Source organism: Dongia sp. (assembly GCF_041905885.1).
GTDB lineage: Bacteria > Pseudomonadota > Alphaproteobacteria > Dongiales > Dongiaceae > Dongia.
This window is the reverse complement of the sequence record NZ_JAYRKD010000001.1, coordinates 332,398-353,845: the sequence shown is the minus strand read 5'-3', so window position 1 is coordinate 353,845 and position 21,448 is coordinate 332,398. Positions and strand designations below refer to the sequence as shown.

The 21,448-nt window shown below is 66.5% G+C and carries 19 protein-coding genes; 7 read left to right on the top strand and 12 right to left on the bottom strand.

Annotated features, from left to right (window positions below; all coding sequences use genetic code 11):
- The first annotated feature begins 578 nt into the window (after window positions 1-578).
- Entirely contained in the window at window positions 579-1,760 is a 1,182-nt protein-coding gene (locus ACH2CY_RS01680; RefSeq protein ID WP_395015223.1) for an iron-containing alcohol dehydrogenase, read from the top strand.
- A 148-nt stretch (window positions 1,761-1,908) separates the two neighbouring features.
- Here the strand turns inward: ACH2CY_RS01680 and ACH2CY_RS01675 are convergent, their stop codons facing one another.
- A complete protein-coding gene (locus ACH2CY_RS01675; protein WP_395015221.1) occupies window positions 1,909-2,544 on the bottom strand; it encodes a DUF1194 domain-containing protein in 636 nt (211 codons plus the stop codon).
- Between the two features lie 6 nt (window positions 2,545-2,550).
- Window positions 2,551-4,638 (bottom strand): FAD-dependent oxidoreductase, encoded by a 2,088-nt coding sequence (locus ACH2CY_RS01670; protein WP_395015220.1) that lies wholly within the window; start codon window positions 4,636-4,638, stop codon window positions 2,551-2,553.
- A 150-nt stretch (window positions 4,639-4,788) separates the two neighbouring features.
- Between ACH2CY_RS01670 and ACH2CY_RS01665 the strand changes: the two genes are divergently transcribed.
- The 3 genes from ACH2CY_RS01665 to ACH2CY_RS01655 are packed head-to-tail and all read left to right on the top strand — an operon-like array spanning window position 4,789 to window position 7,623.
- Window positions 4,789-5,487, top strand: a complete 699-nt coding sequence (locus ACH2CY_RS01665; protein WP_395015217.1) for a GntR family transcriptional regulator — start codon at window positions 4,789-4,791, stop codon at window positions 5,485-5,487.
- Window positions 5,484-6,281 (top strand): phytanoyl-CoA dioxygenase family protein, encoded by a 798-nt coding sequence (locus ACH2CY_RS01660; protein WP_395015215.1) that lies wholly within the window; start codon window positions 5,484-5,486, stop codon window positions 6,279-6,281. The genes ACH2CY_RS01665 and ACH2CY_RS01660 overlap by 4 nt, the downstream gene beginning before the upstream one ends.
- A 13-nt stretch (window positions 6,282-6,294) precedes the next feature.
- Window positions 6,295-7,623, top strand: a complete 1,329-nt coding sequence (locus tag ACH2CY_RS01655) for an NAD(P)H-dependent oxidoreductase (protein ID WP_395015213.1) — start codon at window positions 6,295-6,297, stop codon at window positions 7,621-7,623.
- Window positions 7,624-7,635: 12 nt separating this feature from the next.
- On the opposite strand, the gene ACH2CY_RS01650 is transcribed toward ACH2CY_RS01655, so the two are convergent.
- The gene (locus ACH2CY_RS01650; protein ID WP_395015211.1) at window positions 7,636-8,190 is read right to left on the bottom strand and encodes a hypothetical protein; all 555 of its coding nucleotides are present in this window, start codon (window positions 8,188-8,190) and stop codon (window positions 7,636-7,638) included.
- Between the two features lie 177 nt (window positions 8,191-8,367).
- Between ACH2CY_RS01650 and ACH2CY_RS01645 the strand changes: the two genes are divergently transcribed.
- From ACH2CY_RS01645 to ACH2CY_RS01635, 3 genes are all read left to right on the top strand, one after another.
- A complete protein-coding gene (locus tag ACH2CY_RS01645; RefSeq protein WP_395015208.1) occupies window positions 8,368-9,342 on the top strand; it encodes an ABC transporter substrate-binding protein in 975 nt (324 codons plus the stop codon).
- A 131-nt stretch (window positions 9,343-9,473) separates the two neighbouring features.
- Entirely contained in the window at window positions 9,474-10,376 is a 903-nt protein-coding gene (locus tag ACH2CY_RS01640; RefSeq protein ID WP_395015206.1) for an ABC transporter permease, read from the top strand.
- Window positions 10,373-11,167 (top strand): ABC transporter ATP-binding protein, encoded by a 795-nt coding sequence (locus tag ACH2CY_RS01635; protein ID WP_395015205.1) that lies wholly within the window; start codon window positions 10,373-10,375, stop codon window positions 11,165-11,167. Before ACH2CY_RS01640 ends, ACH2CY_RS01635 begins: the two co-directional genes overlap by 4 nt.
- A gap of 1 nt (window position 11,168) precedes the next feature.
- Here the strand turns inward: ACH2CY_RS01635 and ACH2CY_RS01630 are convergent, their stop codons facing one another.
- The 9 genes from ACH2CY_RS01630 to putA form a co-directional block, all read right to left on the bottom strand.
- Complete coding sequence (locus tag ACH2CY_RS01630; RefSeq protein ID WP_395015203.1) at window positions 11,169-11,687, bottom strand: YceI family protein; 519 nt, start codon at window positions 11,685-11,687, stop codon at window positions 11,169-11,171.
- Window positions 11,684-12,055 carry a hypothetical protein gene (locus ACH2CY_RS01625; protein ID WP_395015201.1) on the bottom strand — a complete coding sequence of 124 codons (372 nt, stop codon included), beginning with the start codon at window positions 12,053-12,055 and terminating at the stop codon, window positions 11,684-11,686. Before ACH2CY_RS01625 ends, ACH2CY_RS01630 begins: the two co-directional genes overlap by 4 nt.
- 20 nt (window positions 12,056-12,075) lie before the next feature.
- Window positions 12,076-13,167 (bottom strand): ABC transporter ATP-binding protein, encoded by a 1,092-nt coding sequence (locus tag ACH2CY_RS01620; protein ID WP_395015199.1) that lies wholly within the window; start codon window positions 13,165-13,167, stop codon window positions 12,076-12,078.
- Window positions 13,167-13,976 (bottom strand): ABC transporter permease, encoded by an 810-nt coding sequence (locus ACH2CY_RS01615; protein ID WP_395015198.1) that lies wholly within the window; start codon window positions 13,974-13,976, stop codon window positions 13,167-13,169. The genes ACH2CY_RS01620 and ACH2CY_RS01615 overlap by 1 nt, the downstream gene beginning before the upstream one ends.
- Before the next feature lies 1 nt (window position 13,977).
- A complete protein-coding gene (locus ACH2CY_RS01610) occupies window positions 13,978-14,919 on the bottom strand; it encodes an ABC transporter permease (RefSeq protein ID WP_395015196.1) in 942 nt (313 codons plus the stop codon).
- A gap of 6 nt (window positions 14,920-14,925) precedes the next feature.
- Window positions 14,926-16,032 carry a PotD/PotF family extracellular solute-binding protein gene (locus ACH2CY_RS01605; RefSeq protein WP_395015194.1) on the bottom strand — a complete coding sequence of 369 codons (1,107 nt, stop codon included), beginning with the start codon at window positions 16,030-16,032 and terminating at the stop codon, window positions 14,926-14,928.
- A 101-nt stretch (window positions 16,033-16,133) separates the two neighbouring features.
- Entirely contained in the window at window positions 16,134-17,819 is a 1,686-nt protein-coding gene (locus tag ACH2CY_RS01600) for a CocE/NonD family hydrolase (protein WP_395015192.1), read from the bottom strand.
- A gap of 73 nt (window positions 17,820-17,892) precedes the next feature.
- Window positions 17,893-18,267, bottom strand: a complete 375-nt coding sequence (locus tag ACH2CY_RS01595) for a hypothetical protein (protein WP_395015190.1) — start codon at window positions 18,265-18,267, stop codon at window positions 17,893-17,895.
- Window positions 18,267-21,428: a bifunctional proline dehydrogenase/L-glutamate gamma-semialdehyde dehydrogenase PutA gene (putA, locus tag ACH2CY_RS01590; RefSeq protein WP_395015189.1), complete on the bottom strand. Its 3,162-nt coding sequence runs from the start codon at window positions 21,426-21,428 to the stop codon at window positions 18,267-18,269. The genes ACH2CY_RS01595 and putA overlap by 1 nt, the downstream gene beginning before the upstream one ends.
- Between the last annotated feature and the right edge of the window lie 20 nt (window positions 21,429-21,448).

Here is a 21,448-nt window from a genome sequence, read left to right as displayed (position 1 = left end):
TTCGGTGACGGCGTAGATATGCCCGCCTCCGCAAAGCCCACCGCAGCTGACGCCACCCATGAGGCGCTCCTCGCGGATGGCCGCGAAGATGAAAGGGGCTTCTAGTGCGTCACAGTCCGAAGCCACGAGAGCTACACTCGAGAACACGCTAGAACTGACCAAGGCGTCTTTGAGACCTGGGCTTAGAGCTGGGCATCCTCGATCTTCGCTCGTGTATGCGACCATGGGCAGCGTGGTGCTGCGCTTGCGGAGACCACCTGCATCGGCCTGATCAATCAAGATCAAGTAAGCGATCTGTTCTTCTCGTGGCAGGTTTCCAATCCCGCGACCGAAGGCGGACATTGGATGAAAATGCCATGCAAACCAGCCCGCGGTAGTGATCGCAAGCAGCACTATGGTAGCCAGCGCAGCCACCACTGCCCTTCGCAGCCATTTCCGCATCGAACCCACCGGCTGGCACCTCCCGCACGTATTGAAGTGTGCCCGGTTCCGGGTGCTTGGCAAGGCCCTAGCTTTCCTGCTTCTCAGCGCTAGAATGCCGCCGTTTTTCGACCTCAACCCTTCAGGACCTGCCCCACATGACGACCGACGCCGCCGCCCTCAAAGGCAACTGGAACTACCCCACCTCCGTGAAGTTCGGCGTCGGCCGGATCAAGGAGCTGCCGGACCATTGCAAGGCCTTGGGGCTGAAGCGGCCGCTGCTGATCACCGATCCCGGCCTCGCCGGCCTGCCGATGATCAAGGACGCAATCGCGCGCAACGAGACGGCGGGGATTCCGACCGGGCTCTATTCCGAGGTGCAGGGCAACCCGATCGGCAAGAATGTCGATGACGGCGTGAAGGTCTACAAGGCCGGCAACCATGACGGCGTCATCGCCTTCGGCGGCGGCTCGGCCTTGGATGCCGCGAAGGCGGTGGCACTCATGGTCGGCCAGACCCGGCCGATCTGGGACTTCGAGGATATCGGCGACTGGTGGACCCGCGTGAACGCCGCCGGCATCGCGTCGATCATCGCGGTGCCGACCACCTCCGGCACCGGCTCGGAAGTCGGCCGCGCCTCGGTCATCACCGACGAGACCACGCATGTGAAGAAGATCATCTTCCACCCGAAGATGCTCCCTTCGATCGTGATCGACGATCCCGAGCTGACCGTCGGCCTGCCGCCGCATATCACCGCGGCGACCGGCATGGATGCGCTGTCGCATTGTCTCGAGGCCTTCTGCGCGCCGGGCTTCCACCCGCTGGCCGACGGCATCGCGCTCGAGGGCATGCGGCTCGTCGCCGAGAACCTGCCGGCCGCGGTGAAGGACGGCAAGAACCTGGTCGCCCGCGCCAATATGATGGCGGCGGCCTCGATGGGCGCCACCGCCTTCCAGAAGGGGCTCGGCGGCATGCATGCGATCAGCCATCCCTTGGGCGCGCTCTACAACACCCATCACGGCCTCACCAATGCGGTGGTGATGCCCTATGTGCTCGATTTCAACCGCAAGGCCATCGACGAGCGGATGACCCACCTCGCCCGCTTCCTCGGCCTGCCCAACCCCGGCTTCAAGGCGGTGATGGACTGGGTGCTGAGGCTGCGCAAGGAAATCGCGATCCCGCACACGCTCCGCGAGATCGGCGTCGACGACAAGCGCGTGGACGAGGTCGCCAAGGCGGCCGAAGCCGATCCTTCCGCCGGCGGCAACCCGATCAAGGTCGGCGCCGCCGAGCTCGGCAAGATCTTCGTCGCGGGGCTGAACGGGACTCTGGCGGCCTAGGCCATACCCACCACCACTATCCTCGGATTCTGTCGGGGTCCCGTCGGGGTTGGGATCCGTGCAGGGACCGGCCAATCTCGGACATGGAAGGTTTGAGGTTGGCCGCCGTGATGTCATTGTACCTGTTTCGTTCCCAATAATCAAACTGTCAAACCACCGGGTTGCCGATCTCGCGCAACAGCTTGCGCAGGATCGCGGCGGGGAAGGCCTCGACGTCGGGGGCGGGTTGGACGAAGGCATCGCGCCCGCCGATCACCTGGGTCTTGTAGTAGATCGGCAGCAGCTGCGAGCCTTTGGTGATCGGCAGGCCGTTGATGGTGATGCCCTGCGCCACCGCGCGGTCGCGGGCCGCCTCGGTTGTGCCGGTGACGTTGTCGATGCCGTCGCCGGAGACGTCGATCACCCGGCGCTTGGCGGCGAAGGGCGGCGCCGCGAGCAAACCGGCGGCAAAGTCGATCGCGATCGCCAGGGCGGTGCCGCCGGCCTGCCATTCCCGCTCGGCGCCGGCGATCACGGCGGCGGCGGCTTCGAGATCCGCTTGCGTCGCGAGAAGCTGCCAGGGCATGGCGATCGACTGCGATTGCGCGCCCGACCACAAGACCAGGCTCAGCGCGATGCAATGCTCCCGGCCGGCGGCGATGGCGTCATGCAAAGCGGGGTGCCGCAGCGCCGCGGCGATGCCTTCCATCTGGATCCGGAACTCGACCGGGTCGACGCTGCTCGAGCAATCGACCGCCAGAACCAAAGCGAGGTCCACTTTCTGCGAGGGGTCCGGTGCGGCCATGCCGGATCATAGCACGGCGGATATGACCACTCGATCACGGCGGAACGGCGGTTCCTCAGGCAGGTCCTCACCCGTCGCCTGGTCGCCGTCGATCCGCCGCGCGGTGCGGTGGCCGTCATAGACCGCATGGGCGATCAGGCCCGGCGCCTTGCAGTCGCCGATCCGCTGGATGCCGGCGATGCCGGCGGCGGCATTGGCAGCGGTGTCCGTTTGCAGTTCGTGCCAGAGCGTGTCATCGGGCTCGCGCGAGGTCACCGGCACGAAGGCGCCGCAGGGGAGATCCCGCCGCCTGCCGGAGAAGACGCAGGAGAGTGTCGCTTGATCGCCGTGAACGGAATCCACCGCATGGCTGACGATGATCTGCACGCCGACCTCGATCAGCCGCGCCTGGCTGCGCGCCTGCTCCATGGTGAAGCGGCTCCAGAAGCCGACCACGCCGGCGGTGGTCACATAGGTGACGGCATAGCCTTCGCGCCCCAGCAGCTCGGCCAGCACCGCGGCCATCAGATAGTGGTCGTCGTCGAAGACGATGACCGGCTTGGCTCTATCGGCCGGGCGCTTGCCCGCCATCAGGTCGTCGGGGGTCAGCGCAATCGCGAGATCGATGCCGGGATTGCCGGCGGGGAAGCTATGCCCGGTGGCATCGGCGCGCCAATGGCTGCCGGTCGCGAGCAGGACGTGGCGCGGCGAGAGCTCGCGGACATCGGCGGCGGAGAGACGGCTCTCGCGGAAGATCTCGACATTGTCGCATTTCGAAAGCTGGTACTGGCGGTAGTCGCGCACCCGCGCCCATTCGCCCAAGCCCGGCAGCTTGCTCTCTAAGGTCACGCGGCCGCCGAGATCGCGGCGCGCCTCCGCCAGGGTCACCTGATGGCCGCGCTGCGCGAGCGTAAGCGCCGCCTCCAGCCCGGCGGGCCCAGCGCCGACGACGAGGATGCGCTCGCTCTGCTGCGCACGCGGCATGCGGTCGGGGTGCCAGTCGCGGCGCCATTCCTCGCCCATGGTGGGATTCTGGGTGCAGCGGAGCGGCACGCCCTGGATGTCGCTGGCATAGCAGATGTTGCAGCCGATGCATTCGCGGATGTCGTCGGGCCGGCCCTCGGCGATCTTCTTCGGCAGGAAGGGATCGGCGATCGAGGGCCGCGCGGCACCGATGAGGTCGACGATGCCGCGCTTCAACTGGCTGAGCATGGTCTCCGGCGTGGTGAAGCGACCGACGCTGACCACCGGCTTTTGCACGATGCCGCGGACATGGGCGATCAGCGGCTCCAGCGAGGCCTCGTGCACGAAGCGCGAGACGCCCATCTCCTGCGAATAATCGGTGATGGTGACGTCGAAGAGATCGGGACCGTCCTTCAAGAGTTCGAAGATGGCGCGGCGCTCGCCGTCCGGATCGTCGCCCGGCGTCGCCTCGGCATCGACCTCGATGCGGATCGCAACGGCGAGAGCGTCGCCGACCGCCTCCTGGGTCTCCTCGATCAGCTCGCGGATGATGCGGACCCGGTTCTCGATGCTGCCGCTGTAGCCGACGATCGTGCGGTTGATGCGGCGGTCGAGGAACTGCGACAGCAGATAGGTGTGGCTGGCATAGACATAGACCAAGTCGGCGCCCGCCTCGCGTGCGCGCAAAGCGGCGGCACGATGGGCGCGGCGATAGTCGCGGATGTCGGCGAGATCCATGCGCCGCGCCTGCAGCGGCGCCTTATCGGCCGGCAGGCTGTTGGGCCCGATCGGCGTCTGGCGCGAGAGCAGGTTGGCCGAGCGCAAGCCGCCATGCCAGAGCTCGACGCCGCAGAGGCTGCCGTGCCGATGCACGCCTTCGGCCAGCACGGCGAGATTGGCGACGTCGCCCTGGTCCCAGAGCGAGGCGAAAGGCGACGGATGGTCGTCCGAGGTCGGGTGGATCGAGCAATACTCGGTACAGACCGTGCCCCAGCCGCCCTCGGCCTTGACCGCGCGCATGGCGGCCAGGGTCTGCGGCATGGCGTAGCCCATGCCGGTGCAATGCGGCACCTGGTAGAACCGGTTGGGCGCGGTGACCGGGCCGATCTTCAAGGGCGCGAAGAGCGGATCGAAACGCGGGTCGCGGGGCATGGAACTCCCTGTTCTGGTCTTTTGCTTGGCCGAACCGCGGTGCGTCCGGCCCTGCAACCCTAGCCGCTCCGCGCCCCGGATGCCGGGTTGACTTTGGCCAAAACTGCATTCAGAATTCCGAATGCAGTAATGAAAATGCTGGGGATCCGCATGAAGCCGTTTGCCCAGGAGCCCGCCCTCACCGAACGCGTCCGCGACGCCATCCTCGGCGCGATCGTGGACGGCACGTTTCGCACCGGGGAACGGCTGGCGCAGGAGGACCTGGCGCAGCGTCTCGGCGTATCGCGCCAGCCGGTCAGCCACGCGCTCAACCTGCTCAAGGAACAGGGCATCCTGGTGGAGCTCGGTCGCAAGGGCCTGACCGTGGCGCCGATCGAGGCCGAGCGCTTGCACCAGCTCTATGCAGTGCGCGGTCGGATGGACGCGCTCGCCGCCGGGCTGGCGGCGCGGCGCGTCAAGGCGGGGGATGCGCCGGCCGACATCCTGCGCGAGATCGAGGGCCTGATTGCCGAACAGAACGACCCCAAACGCGCCGGCGGCCTGGCGCGCTGGGTCGAGACCGATGTGGCCTTTCACATCGCGATCTACCGGCTTTCCGCCAACCCGGTGATCGAGGAGATGGCGCGGCCGCAATGGGTCCATTTCCGCCGCTCCATGCAGGCCTCGTTGGAACAGCCCGAGACCCATGGGCCGGTCTGGAAGCAGCACAAGGCGATCTTCAGCGCGATCCGCGCCGGCGACCCGGTCGCCGCCGAGCGATTGGCCCTGGAACACGCCGAGCACGCCGCCGACCGCACGTCGGCATGGTTGAAAGCAGGAGAGAAGAAACGGGGAGGATTGCAGAAATGAAACTCTCGCAGGCCGAGCTCGAACGCTTCGACAGGGACGGCTACCTGTTCTTTCCGGGACGCTTCACGCCGCAGGAAGCGGGCGTACTGCACCGCGCCGCCGAAGAAGTCTACGCGATGCATCGCGACGAGGTCTGGCGCGAGAAGAGCGGCGCGCCGCGCACCGCCTTCGCCGCGCATCTCTACAACGAGGCATTTCGTCGCCTCGGCGCGCATCCGCGGCTGATCGAGCCGGTGATGCAGCTGCTCGGCGGCCCGGTCTACATGCATCAGTACAAGGTCAACGCCAAGGCGGCCTTCGACGGCGAGGTCTGGCAATGGCACCAGGACTACGGCACCTGGGCGCGCGACGACGAGATGCCGGAGCCGCGGGCCATGAACATCTCGGTGTTCCTGGACGAGGTGACCGCCGCCAACGGCCCGCTGCTGCTCATTCCGGGCAGCCACAAGCAGGGCGTGGTCGCGGCCGGCCATGATCTCGAAACCACCAGCTACCCGCTCTGGACCCTCGACCGCGAGACGGTGACCCGGCTCGCCGAAGAAGGCGGCTGCGTGGCGCCCACCGGTCCCGCCGGCTCGATGCTGATGTTCTCCTCGCTGCTGGTGCATGCCAGCCCGCCCAACATCAGTCCGTTCGGCCGCACCATCGTTTACTTGTCGCTCAATCACGTGGACAATTACATCCGCAAGCTCCAACGCAAGGAATGGATCGCGCACCGCGACTTCACGCCGATCGACCCGCTCAGCGACGATTGCCTTGCCGAGCTGGCGGAGATGGCGAAGAGCGCAGCGTAACAGGGAGACGGCCATGTATCTCCATGCCGAGCTGATGGCGCGTGCCGCGCAATCGAAGCCGGTCCGGGTCCTGCTGATCGGGGCCGGCAAGTTCGGCTCGATGTTCCTCGGCCAGGTGCCGACCACGCCCGGGCTCGTCGTCACCGCCATCGCCGACCTCCGGCCCGACGCTGCGCGCGCTTCATGCCGCGCCGTCGGCTGGCCGGACGATCTCATCCAGAAGACGCGCTTCACCGACGATGCGGAAGCCGCCATCGCCGCCGCCGACATCGATGTGGTGATCGAGGCGACCGGCCATCCGCCCGCCGGAATCAAACACGCGCGCCTCGCCTTCAAACACGGCAAGCATATCGTCATGGTGAACGTCGAAGCCGACGTGCTGGCCGGGCCGCTGCTGGCGCGCGAAGCGGCCTCGGCGGGCGTGGTCTATTCGATGGCTTATGGCGACCAGCCGGCGCTCACCTGCGAGCTGGTCGATTGGGCGCGCTGCTGCGGCTTCGAGGTGGTCGCCGCCGGCAAAGGCACCAAGTATCTCCCGGCCTATCACGCCTCGACGCCGGATACGGTCTGGGACCACTACGGCCTCACCGCCGAGCAGGCCAAGGCCGCCGGGATGAACTCCAAGATGTTCAACTCCTTCCTCGACGGCACCAAGTCGGCGCTGGAGATGGCGGCGATCGCCAATGCCTGCGGATTGACGCCGCCCAGCGACGGCTTGGCGTTCCCGCCCTCCGGCATGGACGATCTCGCCACCGTGCTCAGGCCGCGGAGCGTCGGCGGGCAGCTCGAGGCGAAGGGCCAGGTCGAGGTCGTCTCTTCGCTGGAGCGCGACGGCCGGCCGGTGTTCAAGGATCTGCGCTGGGGGGTCTATGTGGTGATGGAGGCGCCGAACGACTACGCGGCGCGCTGCTTCCGGCAATACGGCATGAACACCGACGCCTCTGGCCGCTACTCCGCCATGTTCAAGCCGTTCCACCTGATCGGCATGGAGCTCAACATCTCGGTGCTTTCCGCCGGGCTCATCGGCAAGGCAACCGGCACGACCCGGGACTTTCGCGGCGATGTGGTCGCGACCGCGAAGAGCGATCTCATGCCCGGCACCGTGCTCGACGGCGAGGGCGGCGCCACGGTCTGGGGCAAGCTCATGCCCGCCGCGCGCTCGCTCGAGCTGGGCGGTTTGCCGATCGGCCTCGCGCATGGTGTGAGACTGAAGAACCCGGTCGCCGCCGGACAATGCGTGACCTGGGCGGACGTCGACTTCGACGCCGCCCACCCCGCGGTGCGGGTGCGCCGCGACATGGAGGCGCATTTCCGCGAAGCCTTCCGCGCGGCGGCGGAATAGCCTCCTCGGCCGTCAGTCGACCAGGCTCGCGTTGTAAGTCTCGATGATCCGATCGTCTCTTAAGTAGTTGAGCGGCCCTTCCACCAGCGCCGCACCTTCCCATATGCGCCGCGATCCACCGGTCGTGAGATCTCCGCCATAAATATGCAGACCGGCGGTGACGGTATCCAGCGGATTGGTCACCGAGTGAATGACATCGGGCTCGAGTGCATGCGAATGACCGGCACAGAGAGAAGCCGCACCGATCGGTTCGATCGGCAATCGCCCCCCTGGCCCCGAGCGGCGCCAGAAGATGTTGTCTTCGCGGCCCGCGTAAACCCCGATCTCCGCCCAAAGCCCGTGATTGTGCGGTTCCGTTGTGAAGGACGGCGGCCAGACGATATGCAGGATGGTCAGAGTTTGGGATCGATGCAGGACCTTGTCGCCGGCCCGCCGCGGCGCCCCCAAGGCAGCAATGATTTTGGCCGGATTGGAAATCGCGGAAACCAGCACGCGCCGAACCGCGTCGCGCCCTCCTTCTGCCAGCGCGGTTTCACACTCAGCGCCAAAGTGTATAGCGTCGAACATGGCGTTACCCGATCCCGCGGACCGCGACTATCCGCGGGTCTGAAATCGTGGCGTCGGGCCGCACGGCCGTCAATACCGCCTTTTTGGGGCCATCTCGCCTAGATCGGAGGGCGCTTGACGGCCCGGATACGGCTGGTATTGCATGATCCGCAAAACCAGTTCTCGGGGAGGATTTCCATGTCGTTTTCGCGTCGTTCTCTGCTTGCCTGCACGGGCTTCCTGCTGGGCGCTTTCGCCCTCGGAACGCCGGCCTTGGCGGAAGACGCTTTCGTCGCCGTCACCGCCATCGTCGAGCATCCGGCGCTCGACGCCGCCCGCGACGGCGTCCGCGACGAGCTCAAGGCCGCCGGCTACGAGGAAGGCAAGAACCTCAAGTTCATCTACGAGAGCGCCCAGGGCAATCCCGGCACGGCGGTGCAGATCGCCCAGAAGTTCGTCGGCGAGAGCCCGAGCGTGATCGTGCCGATCTCGACTCCGTCGGCGCAGGCGGTGATCAGCGCCACCACCGACATTCCGGTCGTTTTCACCGCCGTGACCGACCCGCTCGGCGCCAAGCTGATCACCAATCTCGAGAAGCCGAGCGGCAACGTCACCGGCATGAGCGACCTCTCGCCGATCGGCAAGCAGATCGATCTCATTCATGAGATCGTGCCGGGCGCCAAGAAAATCGGCGTTCCCTTCAATCCCGGCGAGGCCAATGCCGTGACCCTGGTCGGCCTGGTCAAGGAGAAGGCCGCTGCCATGGGCATGGAAGTGGTCGAGGCGCCGGCGCCGAAGTCGTCCGACGTGCAGGCGGCGGCGCAGAGCCTGGTCGGCAAGGTCGACGTGATCTACGTGCCGACCGACAACACCATCGTCTCGGCGCTGGAAGCGGTGATCGGCGTCGGGGTCGACAACAAGCTCCCGGTCTTCGCCGGTGACACCGATTCGGTGAAGCGCGGCGCGATCGCGGCGATCGGTTTCGACTACTACGACGTCGGCCGGCAGACCGGCAAGATCGTCGCCCGCATCCTCAAAGGCGAGAAGCCCGGCGACATCGCGGTGCAGGGCATCGAGATCACCCAGCTCTTCGTCAATCCGGGTGCTGCCGAGAAGATGGGCGTCAAGCTTCCGGAAGCCCTGGTCGCGGGCGCCAAGGAAGTCGTGAAGTAGGCGCGTGCGTCAAAATACAATCGTCATCCTCCGCGTCGGCGGAGGATCCACGAGTTTGCATCGGTCGCTCGATAAAAACTCGTGGATGGTCCGCCTTCGCGGACCATGACGATTTCACAATAGACCCACAGATGAGTCTCGTTGCTCTACTCGGCGCAGTCGAGATCGGGTTCGTGTTCGGACTCGTGGCACTCGGCGTGTTCCTGTCGTTCCGCGTCCTCAACTTCCCCGACCTCACGGTCGATGGCAGCTTCCCGCTGGGTGCGGCGGTGGCGGCGAGCCTGATCGTCGCCGGCTTCGATCCCTATCTGGCGACCGCCGTGGCCATTGCCGCCGGGGCATCGGCGGGATTGCTGACCGCCTTCCTCAACCTGCGCTTCGGCATCCTGCACCTGCTGGCGAGCATCCTGACGATGATCGCGCTCTACTCGATCAACCTCCGGATCATGGGCCGGCCCAACGTGGCGCTGCTCGGGACGGAGACGATCCTGACGCCGTTCCAGGGCCTCGGCCTGCCCAACCTCTATCTGAAGCCGCTGTTCGCCGGTGTGGTGCTGGTCGTAGTCGGCCTGCTGCTGACCCGCTTCCTGCTGTCGTCTTACGGTCTTTCGATGCGCGCGACCGGCAGCAACCCGCGCATGGCCCGCGCCCAGGGCATCGACACCAAGACCACGACCTATGTCGGCATGGCAATCAGCAACGGGCTGGTGGCGCTGGCCGGCGCCTTGTTCGCGCAGATGAACGGCTTTGCCGACGTGACCATCGGCACCGGCACCATCGTCGTCGGCCTCGCCGCGGTGATCGTCGGCGAGGCGATCTTCGGCGCGCGGTCGCTGCCGGTCTGGATCCTCGGCTGCATTGCCGGATCGGTGATCTACCGCCTGGCGGTCGCGCTGGCGCTCAACGCTTCTTTCCTCGGCTTGAGCGCCTCCGACCTCAACCTGGTGACGGCGGTGCTGGTCGCCGTGGCGCTAATCCTGCCCGGCGCGCGCAATCCCCTACGCGCGCTGATCGCCGGGCGGCCGAAGAAATGATCGCGGCCGAGAACATCGCCGTCACCTTCAACCGCGGCATGCCGATGGCGACGCCGGCCTTGCGCGGGCTCGACCTCGCGATCCCTGCCGGGCAGTTCGTGACCGTGATCGGCTCCAACGGCGCGGGCAAGTCGACCTTGCTGAACGTGCTGACCGGCGACGCCGCGGTCGATGCCGGGCGCGTGGTCATCGACGGAGAGGATGTGACCGCCTGGTCGCCGCCGCGCCGCGCCGCCCTGGTCGCCCGCGTGTTCCAGGACCCCCTCGCCGGCAGCTGCGCCGATCTCAGCATCGAGGAGAATCTGGCGCTGGCGGCGGCGCGCGGCCGGCGGCGCAGTCTCGGCCGCGCCATCGATAAGTCGCGGCGCGAGGCTTTCCGCGACCAGCTGCGCCGCCTGGGGCTCGGGCTCGAGAACCGCTTGAGCGACCGCATGGGCCTGCTCTCCGGCGGGCAGCGCCAGGCGGTGAGCCTGCTGATGGCGACCCTGCAGCCGATGAAGATCCTGCTGCTCGACGAACATACCGCGGCGCTTGACCCGAAGACTGCGGAGTTCGTGCTCGATCTGACGCAGCGGATCGTCGAGGACCAGAGGCTCACCACCCTGATGGTGACCCATTCGATGCGCCAGGCGCTCGACCACGGCGAGCGCACGCTGATGCTGCACGAGGGCCGCGTCGTCTTCGACGTGGCGGGCGAGGCGCGCAAAGGCCTCGACGTTCCCGACCTGCTCGCCCTGTTCGCCCGCGAGCGCGGCCAGACCCTGGCCGACGACAGCCTGCTGCTGGGTTAGCTCAGCGCTTCGGCCAGCTCTTCATGCGTTCGAGACGCCCGCGGAGCGTCCGGTCCGGGCCGCCCTCGCCGTAGTCGATGTCGTCGATCTGCCAGGTCTTGCCCGGCTCGTAATAGAAGCCGGTCAGCACCAGCGGGCGGGGATTGCCGTTGATGGTGAGATCGATCTTCGCCTTGGCCTCGCCGTCGGCCTTCACCGAACGGATCTCGAGCTTGCGCTTGGGCAGCGCGCCCCAGCCGAACAGGATGTGCAGGATCGGGCCGTCGGGCTCGCTCGGCGGAAGCGTGCGGTCGGCGACGGCATCGCGCATCGCCTGGACTTCCGGCGAGAACAGGCCCTGCAGCTCCCGGTCGGTCAGGTCGGCGCCGGCCCCGGCCTCCGCCGCCTCGCGCAAGGCCAGCGCGCCGACGTAGAGCGTGTTCACCCATTCGGCGAAGGGCATCTCCGGTTCAGCGGCCACGGCACTTTCGGCCCAGACGCCGATCGAAGCAATACCGGCGAGGAAGCTGCGCCGGTTCATCCGGGCTCGTAGCTTTCGCAGAACTCGACAATGCGCCACATCTCATCGAGTTCAGCAGCACTGGCACCCGATCCTCGGAGCCGGACATCCGAGCTGTTGGAGCCTGCTTTATTGGCAATGATCGTCCATATCGGCGATCCATCCTTGGTGCGAGACGCGAGGATTGAATAGTCCCCGGGTTCGCCGCCGATGGCGAGGTACAATTCGGCATTTCGGACATGTGCACCCATTGCCACGCAAGTGCCGAGATGGAGTGGGTCTTTCGCAAACCTGCCCTCGCGATCCGAACCGGTAACCGTCGTGCCGTTCTGCGTCGCGCACCCGTATCCCACTGTCGAGAGCAGTACTGCCAGAAGCAGTTTGCGCATGATCCCCCCGGATCAGAATCTCACCGCTCGAGCAGCACCCCCGCCTCGACCGGCCAATGCACCCATACGGTTTCACCGGCGGCGCCCGAGGTCAAGGCGCGCTGTTTGTTCTGCGCGGCGGCGGCGATCGGCTTCGCAAGGCCCTCGGCGCCGACATAATAATGGCTGCGGTCGCCGAGATAGGCTTCGGCCAGCCGGCGGCCGTTGATGGCGTTGCCATTGCTGGGGCGGGCGGCGGCGATCTCCAGCTTCTCCGGCCGGACCGCGACGCTGACCGCGACGCCCGGCGCCAGGTCGGCGGCGCCGTTGACCGGGGCGAGGAGCTCGCCCGCGGGGCCGGCGTCGACCCGCGCCACGCCGCCCTGGACGCCGAGCAGCCGGCCTTCGAACACGTTCATGGTGCCGATGAACTCCGCGACCTCGCGGCAGTTGGGCTGTTCGTAGAGCGCCGCCGCGCTGTCGATCTGCAGCACCTTGCCCCTGGACATGACGGCGATCCGGTCCGACATGGTGAGGGCTTCTTCCTGGTCATGGGTCACGAAGACGAAGGTGATGCCGACCTCGCGCTGGATCTGGCGGAGCTCCAGCTGCATCTCCTCGCGGAGCTTCTTGTCGAGCGCGCCCAAGGGCTCGTCGAGCAGCAGCACCTTGGGGCGGCAGACCAAGGCGCGGGCCAAGGCCACGCGTTGGCGCTGGCCGCCGGAGAGCTGGCTCGCCATCCGGTCGCCGTAGCCCGGCAGCTTGATGAGATCGAGCGCGCGGTCGATGGTGGCGTTGAGCTCGGCCTTCGGCAGCTTCAACCGCACCAGGCCGTAGCCGATGTTGTCGCGCACGTTGAGGTGCGGAAAGATCGCATAGCTCTGGAACACCATGTTGGTCGGGCGCTGGTTCGGCGGCACCGCCGACATCGGCTGGCCGTCGATATAGATCTCGCCCGCGGTCGGGATCTCGAAGCCGGCCAGCATGCGGAGCAAGGTGGTCTTGCCGCAGCCGGACGGCCCCAGCAGCGAGAAGAACGCGCCGCGGCCGATCTCGAAGCTCACCTGGTCCACGGCGCGCACCGGTCCGAAGGCCTTGGTGACGTCCTGGATTGCAATCATGGCGTCGCTCATCAGACCAGCCCCTCCTGCTGCGCTTGGATGCCGCGCCGGCGATACCATTCGGCGAAGACGATGACGATGATCGAGCCCAGCAGGATGCAGCTGGCCAGCGCCAGCGCGCCCGGCACCTTCGCCGGGAAGCGCAGCAGGCTGTACATGTAGATCGGCAGGGTCGATTCGGTGCCGCTCAGGAAGAAGGCCAGCACGAACTCGTCGAAGGAGGTGCTGAAGCAGAGCAGGAAGCTCGACACGATGCCCGGAATGGCGAGCGGAAAGGTAATCCGCCAGAAGGTGCGCCAGGCGCCCTCGCCGAGATCGAGCGAGGCTTCCTCCAGGCTCTTGTCGAAGCCTTCCATGCGGGCGATCAGCACCAGCATCGACAGGGGCACGCAGACCAGCACATGGGCGGCGACGATGGTCCAGAGCGAGAGATCGATCCCCAACACCTGGCGCGCCAAGGAGAGCAGCGAGATGCCGAGGATGATGTAGGGAATGACCAGCGGCAGCATGATGGTGGAGGTGATGATGCCCTTGCCCGGGAACTGGTAGCGGGTCAGGCCCATCGCCGCCAGCATGCCGATCACCGTGGAGACCACCGAGACCGCGAGGCCGACCTGGACGCTGGCGACCATGGCGTCGATCAGCGGCTGGTTCGCCAGCATCGACTCATACCATTTCCAGGTGAAGCCCTTCAGCGGGAAGGTGACGTAGATGTTGTCGTTGAAGGAGAACAGCGGCAGCAGCAGGACCGGCACGTAGAGGAAGGCCAGATACCCGAGCGCGAAGACGGTGAGCAGGCGGGAGATGGTTTGCGACCGCATCTCAGGCCCCCTTGCGCCGCAGCCGCTTCGGGCCGATCAGCGCCAGGAAGGCGCAGACCACCAGGGTGATCGCCAGCATCATCGCAATCGAGAGCGCAGCGCCCATCGGCCCGTTGTTGGCCTTGCCGTAGAGCGCGGCGATGCTGTTGCCGACCATGATGCCCGAGGTGCCGCCGACCAGCGAGGGCGTCAGGTAGTCGCCGACGGTCGGGATGAAGACCAGCAAGGTGGCGGCGATGGTGCCGGGCAGCGACAAGGGGAAGGTGATGCGCAGGAAGCGGCGCAGCGGCCCGTCGCCGAGATCGGTCGCGGCTTCCAGCAGCGAGCGGTCGATCTTCTCCAACGAAACATAGATCGGCAGGATCGCATAGGCGGCCCAGGCATGCGCCAGCGTGATGGTGACCGCGGTCGGGTTGTAGAGCAGGAACTCCAGCGGCTTTTCGATGATGCCGAGCGAGACCAGGCCGGAATTGATGGCGCCGTTATAGCCGAGGATCACCTTCCAGGCGAAGACCCGCAGCAGGTAACTGGTCCAGAACGGCACGGTGATCAGGATGATCCAGAGCAGCTTGCGCCGATGCACCCGGAAGGCCAGGTAGTAGGCCATCGGATAGGCCAGCAGCACGACGGCGATGGTCGCGGTGAAGGACATCCAGAGCGATTTCCAGATCAGGATCCGGTAGAGCTTGCCTTCCGGCGCGAACAGCACCGCGTAGTTCGCCAAGGTCGGCGTGCGGTCGATCACGAAGCCCTTCTGGCTGGCGAAGGAGAGCGCGATGGTGAGCAGCAGCGGCGCCACCATCATCACGATGAGGATGATCAGCGCCGGCGTCAGCAGCGCGAGGCCGCGCAGGCCGGGGCGGAGGCGCCAGAAACGACGCAGCGCGTCCCCGATGGACGCGCTGCGCCTTGCCCTGCTCTCGATCGCGCCTGCTTCCGCCATCCCGGATCAGGCGCCGGCTTTCACTTCCTCGAACATCTTCTGGATGACATCGGTGTTCGGGATGTATTGCTGGAAGATGCTCTTCTCGAAGAAGACCGTCGGGTCGCGCGGCAGGTTGACCGCCTTGAGCTCGTCGTCGCTCAGCGATTCGAAGGTCGCCTTGTTGGAATGGCCGTAGCCCATCGCGGTCACCAGCCACTTGCCGGCTTCCGGCTGCAGCATGGCATCAATCAGGTCATAGGCCTTGTCGAGATGCGGCGCGTTCTTGGTCAGCACCAGGCCGCAGCAATAGCTCATGATCCCTTCCTTGGGGTTCATGAACTTGATCGGCACGCCCTGCCCTTGCAGCGCCACGACCGAGCTGTTCCAGCCGTCGGAAGCGACCAGCTCGCCGGAGGCGAGCGCCTGCTCGACGGTGGAGTTGCTGTCCCAGTAGAAGCGCAGCAGCGGCTTCTGCTTCACCAGCAGCTCCTTGGTCTTGGCGACCTCGGCATCGGTCATGTCGAAGGGATTCTTGGCGCCGGCGACGATGCCGGCCAGCGGCACGCTGGAAGTGCCGTCCGCCGCCATCGAGAGCTGGCCCTTGTAGCGCTCGTCCCAGAGCAGGGTCCAGGATTCCTCCTGGATGTCGACCAGGTCCGGGCGATAGAGAATCGAGGTGTTGCCCCAGTCGATCGGGATGAAGAACTGCTTGCCGTCGATCTGGGTGTTGGGCAGCGCTTTCAGCTGCGGAAACACGGTGCCCCAGGCGGAGAGGCGCGAGGTGTCGATCGGCTGCAAGAGATCGACGTCGGTCCAGCGCTTCACGTCGGTGCTGCAGGGATGGTCGATATCGACCACGAAGCCGTTCTGGATCTTGGTGCGCGCTTCCTCGGAATCGGCGAAGACCGGCATCTGCGGGTTGGCGCCGTGCTTCTTCACATAGGCCGGGAAGAAGCCGGGATCGTCATAGCCCGACCAGGTGAAATAGATCGCCTGGTCGTCGGCTGCCGCGGCGTTGCGGGTGAGCGGGATCGTGGTAAGGGCCATGCCGGCCCCGAGCAGTATCTTATGGACCTGGCGGCGGCTGAGCTTGCCTTCCTGCAGCCGGTCAAGGAACTCGGATTTCTGCATTCTGTCCTCCCTGTCGCATTGGCTTGTTATGTCGACTTTGCCTTGTCAACAACCTTGCCATGATACAGCTGGAGGCGCAACCGCCCGGGGAAGCGGCTCCTTTAACGCTTCAGCGGCAGCAGAATATGCGAGGAATGCGCGGCCGAGCGGTGGATTTCCTGGTGGGCGACGCGCATCGCGCTGCCGGTGCCAAACCGCTCACCTGTATTCAGATTCCGGTCGTAGCGGTCGAAGCAGCTGGACGAGATCGAGACGCGGATCCGGTGTCCGGCCTTCACCAGATAGGATGTGGCGAAGAGGTCGATGTCATAGGCATAGATCCGCCCCGGCTCGATCGGGTTGGGATCGAAGGCATCCTCGCGCGCGGAAGCGCGGATGATCCCGTCCTGGATCGGGTTGGAGACGCCGTTGGGGAAGACATCGCTCAAGGCCACCGTGAAATCCGTGTCGGTGGCGTCCGAGGCGGCATAGAGCTTCATTGCAATCGGGCCGGTGAGCTCGACGTCGGCTTCCAGTCGCGGCGTCGTGTAATTGACCACGTCGGCGCGGGCCTCGATCGGCCGGCGATCGCCGAGCTGGCCGCAGACCGCCCAGCAATTGAGGCCGACGGTCTCCACCACCGGATCCGCCGGGTCGTAGGTGAAGCGGTCGGGTGCCGCGTCGTCGTTCGGCTTGGTTTCCGAGAGCTGGCCCTCGCCGCGGAGATAGAACGGGGTCGGCTGCATGCTGGCCGGCGGCCAGGATTTTGCAACCTGCCAGCGGTCGGCGCCGATGGTGAAATAGCGCACCCGGCCGTCGCGGCCGAAGCCGTTGGCGATCCCCATCAGGTAGCGGTCGAAGAAATACTGATAGGTATCCCAGCGCGCCCTGCCGGTGGCCGGCAGCGGCATGCAGATCGCCTTGGTCGTGTGCTCCGAGCTGCCCTCGTGATCCCAGGGCCCGACCATCAGGTGGATATGCGCCGCGCCGGCCGCCGCTTCGAGGCGCTTGAAGTCCTGCAACGCGCCGCCGGTGAAGTTGTCGTACCAGCCCGACCAGTAGAGCACCGGGATCTTCACGCGATCGAGGCTGGAGGTGAGGTCGAGCCGCTCCCACCAGGCGCGGTCGGTCACATGGGCGAGCACGCTGTTGAAGTAAGCGCCGCCCTGCCCGGCCGCGCGCGCCATGTCGTTCAAGGGTAGATGCCAGGGATCGAGCTTGGAGAGGTCGGCATATTCCGGCGCGTCCATCGAGATCGCCCAGGGCGCCATGGTGTTCTGGAACATCGCGCCCTGGCGGAACCAGATCTTGTGCCAGTCCATGACAATGTCGCCGGGCGCGATACAGGCGAGGCCCGGCACGCCGGACATCGCCGCGGCCAACGAGGTGAGGCCGTAATAGGATTCGCCCCACATGCCGACCTGGCCGCTGCACCAGTCCTGGCGGGTGATCCAAGCGACGGTGTCGTGGCCGTCGTTCATCTCGTTGACCACCGGCTCGAATTGGCCGTCGGAGGAGAACTTGCCGCGCACGTCCTGCACCATGCAGGCATAGCCCTTGCGGGCCCAGAAAGCCGCCGTCTGGTCCAGCATCATCGCCGGCGTCTTGCGACCATAGGGCTGGCGGATGAGGATCACCGGCGCCCGGTCGACGCCGGCCGGGAGCGTCAGGTCGGCGCGCAGGACGACGCCGTCGCGCATCGGCGTTTCCAACTCGCCCACATAGCGCGCCTCGGCGAAGCGGTCCGGCGTACCCGAGGGGAAGGCCGCCAGCGGTTCCGGGTGGAAGGAGGAATTGTGATAGCTCATCGGCTCTCCGTCGGTCGCGCCAGCAGCGAAGCATCGCCGCAAGCCGTCGTGTCTCCCGAAAGCCTACCCTCGCTCAGAGATCAGCAGCGCCGCAAGACTTCACGAAGTTCCACAACTCGTCCAATTCTGCAGCACTGGCGCCAGATCCTTGCAACATGGCCGTCGACTTGCCTGAGCCCGCATCTTCGGCAGAGAGGCTCCAGGAAAGCGCCGCAAGCTTGGTCGGGGCGCCCGACATCGAGAATTTCTTGAAGGTTTTGTCCGTTCCGCCGAGCTCGATATACATTTCCGGGTGGCCCTTCATCAACTCCGCCACGGCACATGTGACCAGCGGCATCGGCGCCTTCGCGAATTGGCCTTGATACGGCGAGTCTGCCGCGCGTGCCATCCCGACGACGCATCCGGCCGCTAAGAGCACCACGCCAAACCAGGTCCGCCGCAAACTCATCAAGAGGCCTCCTCGTTCAGGCTGAGCAGCGAAGCATTGCCGCCGGAAGCCGTGGTGTCCACCGAAAGCGTGCGCTCGGTCGCGAAGCGGTGCAGGTAATGCGGACCGCCGGCCTTGGGGCCGGTGCCGCTCAAACCCTCGCCGCCGAACGGCTGCACGCCCACCACCGCGCCGATCATGTTGCGGTTCACATAGGCGTTACCCACGCGAAGCCGGCTGACGATGTGCTCGGCGCGGCTGTCGATCCGGGTGTGGATGCCGAGGGTCAGGCCGTAGCCGGTGTTGTTGATCGCCTCGATCACCTCGTCCAGGCGATCACCGGCATAGGCGATCACGTGCAGGATGGGGCCGAACACCTCGCGCTCGAGCCGCTTCAGGGAATCGATCCTGTAGGCGCGCGGCGCGAAGAAATAGCCGAGCTGGCAGTCGCTGCTGAGCTTGGCCTCATGGATCAGCTGGCCTTCGCGCGCCATGCGGGCGGCGTGTTTCTCCAGCATCTCCTTGGCATCCTTGTCGATCACCGGACCGACATCGGCCGAGAGCAAAGCGGGATCGCCGATCTTCAACTCGGCCATGGCGCCGGCCAGCATTTCGGTCAGCTTCGGCGCGATATCCTGCTGCACGAACAGCACGCGCAGAGCCGAGCAGCGCTGGCCGGCGCTCTGGAAGCCGGAGACCACGGTGTCGCGCACCACCTGCTCGGGCAGGGCGGAGGAATCGACGATCAGCGCGTTCTGTCCGCCGGTCTCGGCGATCAGCGGGACGATCGGCCCATCCTTGGCAGCGAGCACGCGGTTGATCGCGCGCGCGGTCTCGGTCGAGCCGGTGAAGGCGACGCCGGCAATGCGCGGATCGGCGACCAAGGGCGCGCCGACGGTGGCACCGTCGCCGGGCAGCAGATGCAGCACGTCGCCCGGGATGCCGGCGCGGTGCAGGATCGCGACCGCGAGGCCGGCGATCAGCGGCGTCTGCTCGGCGGGCTTGGCGATGACCGCGTTGCCTGCAGCCAATGCCGCGGTCACCTGGCCCATGAAGATCGCCAGCGGGAAGTTCCAGGGGCTGATGCAGGCAAAGACGCCGCGGCCGTGCAGCGCCAGCTGATTGCGCTCGCCGGTCGGCCCCGGCATCAGCATCGGCTTGCCGAAATCCTCGCGGCAGCGCGCGGCGTAGTAGCGGCAGAAGTCGACCGCCTCGCGCAGCTCGGCGATCGCGTCCATCACGGTCTTGCCGGCCTCGCGGATGCAGAGCGCCATGACCGCACCCCGCTCCGCTTCCAGCATATCGGCGGCGCGGTCTAGACAAGCGGCGCGTTCCTGGGCCGGGGTCGCGGCCCATTCCGGAAAGGCGCGCTGGGCGCGGGAGATTGCGTTGTCGACATCCTTGGTGGTGGCGTTGACCACGCGGCCGACGGTCTGGCGGAGATCGGCCGGGTTGAGGACGGCTTCACCCTCCCCGCCGGTCGGATAGCCGCCGATGATCGGCGCGGTCTTCCAGCTGCGCTCGGCGGCGGATTCGATCTCAGCCTTGAGCGGCGCGAGCACGTCGAGATCGGTGAGATCAATGCCTTGCGAGTTACGGCGCTCGGCGCCATAGATGCCGGAAGGCTGCGGGATCCGGGGATGCGGCTTCTGCGGGAGCTTGCGCACCTTGGTGATGGGATCGGCGACGATCTCGTCCAGCGGCGCCTTCTCATCGACGATGCGGTTGACGAAGGAGGTGTTGGCGCCGTTCTCGAGCAGGCGCCGCACCAGATAGGCCAGGAGATCCTCATGGCTGCCGACCGGCGCGTAGATGCGCGCGGCGATGCCCATGGTGTCCGCTGGCACGACCTGCTCGTAGAGCGGCTCGCCCATGCCGTGCAGGCGCTGGAACTCGAGCTTGTCGCGGGCCGCGACCTCGCCGCCGGCCATCTCGATCACCGCGGAGAGGCTGTGCGCGTTATGGGTGGCAAATTGCGGGAAGAAGGCATCGGGTGCCGCCAGCAGCTTTCGAGCACAGGCCAGGTAAGAGACGTCGGTCGAGGCCTTGCGGGTGAAGACCGGGTAACCCGGCAGGCCGCGCTCCTGGGAGTTCTTGATCTCGCTGTCCCAGTAGGCGCCCTTCACCAGCCGCACCATCAGGCGGCGCTTGTGCCGGCGCGCCATGTCGCCCAGCCAGTCGATCAGCGCCGAGCAGCGCTTCTGATAGCCCTGGATCGCAAGGCCGAAACCGTTCCAGCCCACCAGGCTCGGGTCGGCGGAGACCGCTTCGATGACGTCGAGCGAGAGGTCGAGACGATCCGCCTCCTCCGCATCGATGGTGAAGCCGATGTCGAAGCGCTTGGCCGACTGCGCCAAGGTCACGATGCGCGGCACCAGCTCGGTCATGACGCGCTGCTTCTGCGCGAACTCGTAGCGCGGGTGCAGGGCCGAGAGCTTGATCGAGATGCCGGGGCCCTTGATCGGACCCTTGCCGGCCGACGCCTTGCCGATCGCCTGGATCGCCTTCTCATAGGCATCGAAATAGCGCCGGGCATCGCCGGCGGTGCGCGCGGCCTCGCCCAGCATGTCATAGGAATAGCGATAGCCCTTGGCCTCGGTCGCCTCGGCGCGTTCCAGCGCCTCGTTGATGGTGCGGCCCATGACGAACTGGCGGCCGAGGATCTTCATCGCCTGGGTGACGGCCTGGCGGATCACCGGCTCGCCGCTGCGGGTGACCAGGCGCTTCAGGATGCCGCCGAGATCGCTGCCGCCCTGGTCAAGCTTCAAGACGCGGCCGGTCAGCATCAAGGCCCAGGTCGAGGCGTTGACGAAGAGCGAATCCGATTCCCCCAGGTGCTGGCCGAAATCGGCTTCGCGCAATTTATCGCGGATCAGCTGGTTGGCGGTTTCGGCATCGGGGATCCGGAGCAGCGCCTCGGCGAGGCACATCAGCACCACGCCTTCGCGGCTTGAAAGCTCGTAGGCATGCATGAAGGCATCGATGCCGCCGCCGCCGACCCGATTGGCGCGGACCGAATCCACCAGCTTGCGGGCCCGGGCCGCGACGCGGTCCTGCATCTCGGGCGGAAGCTCGGCCTCCTTCAGCAGCTGCTCGACGACATCCGTTTCGTCGGCACGATAGAGCGCCCGCAGATTGCGGCGCAGCGGACCGGGTTGACCCGGATCCTGATCGAGAATCATGGGACCGCCAAAGGACGTGG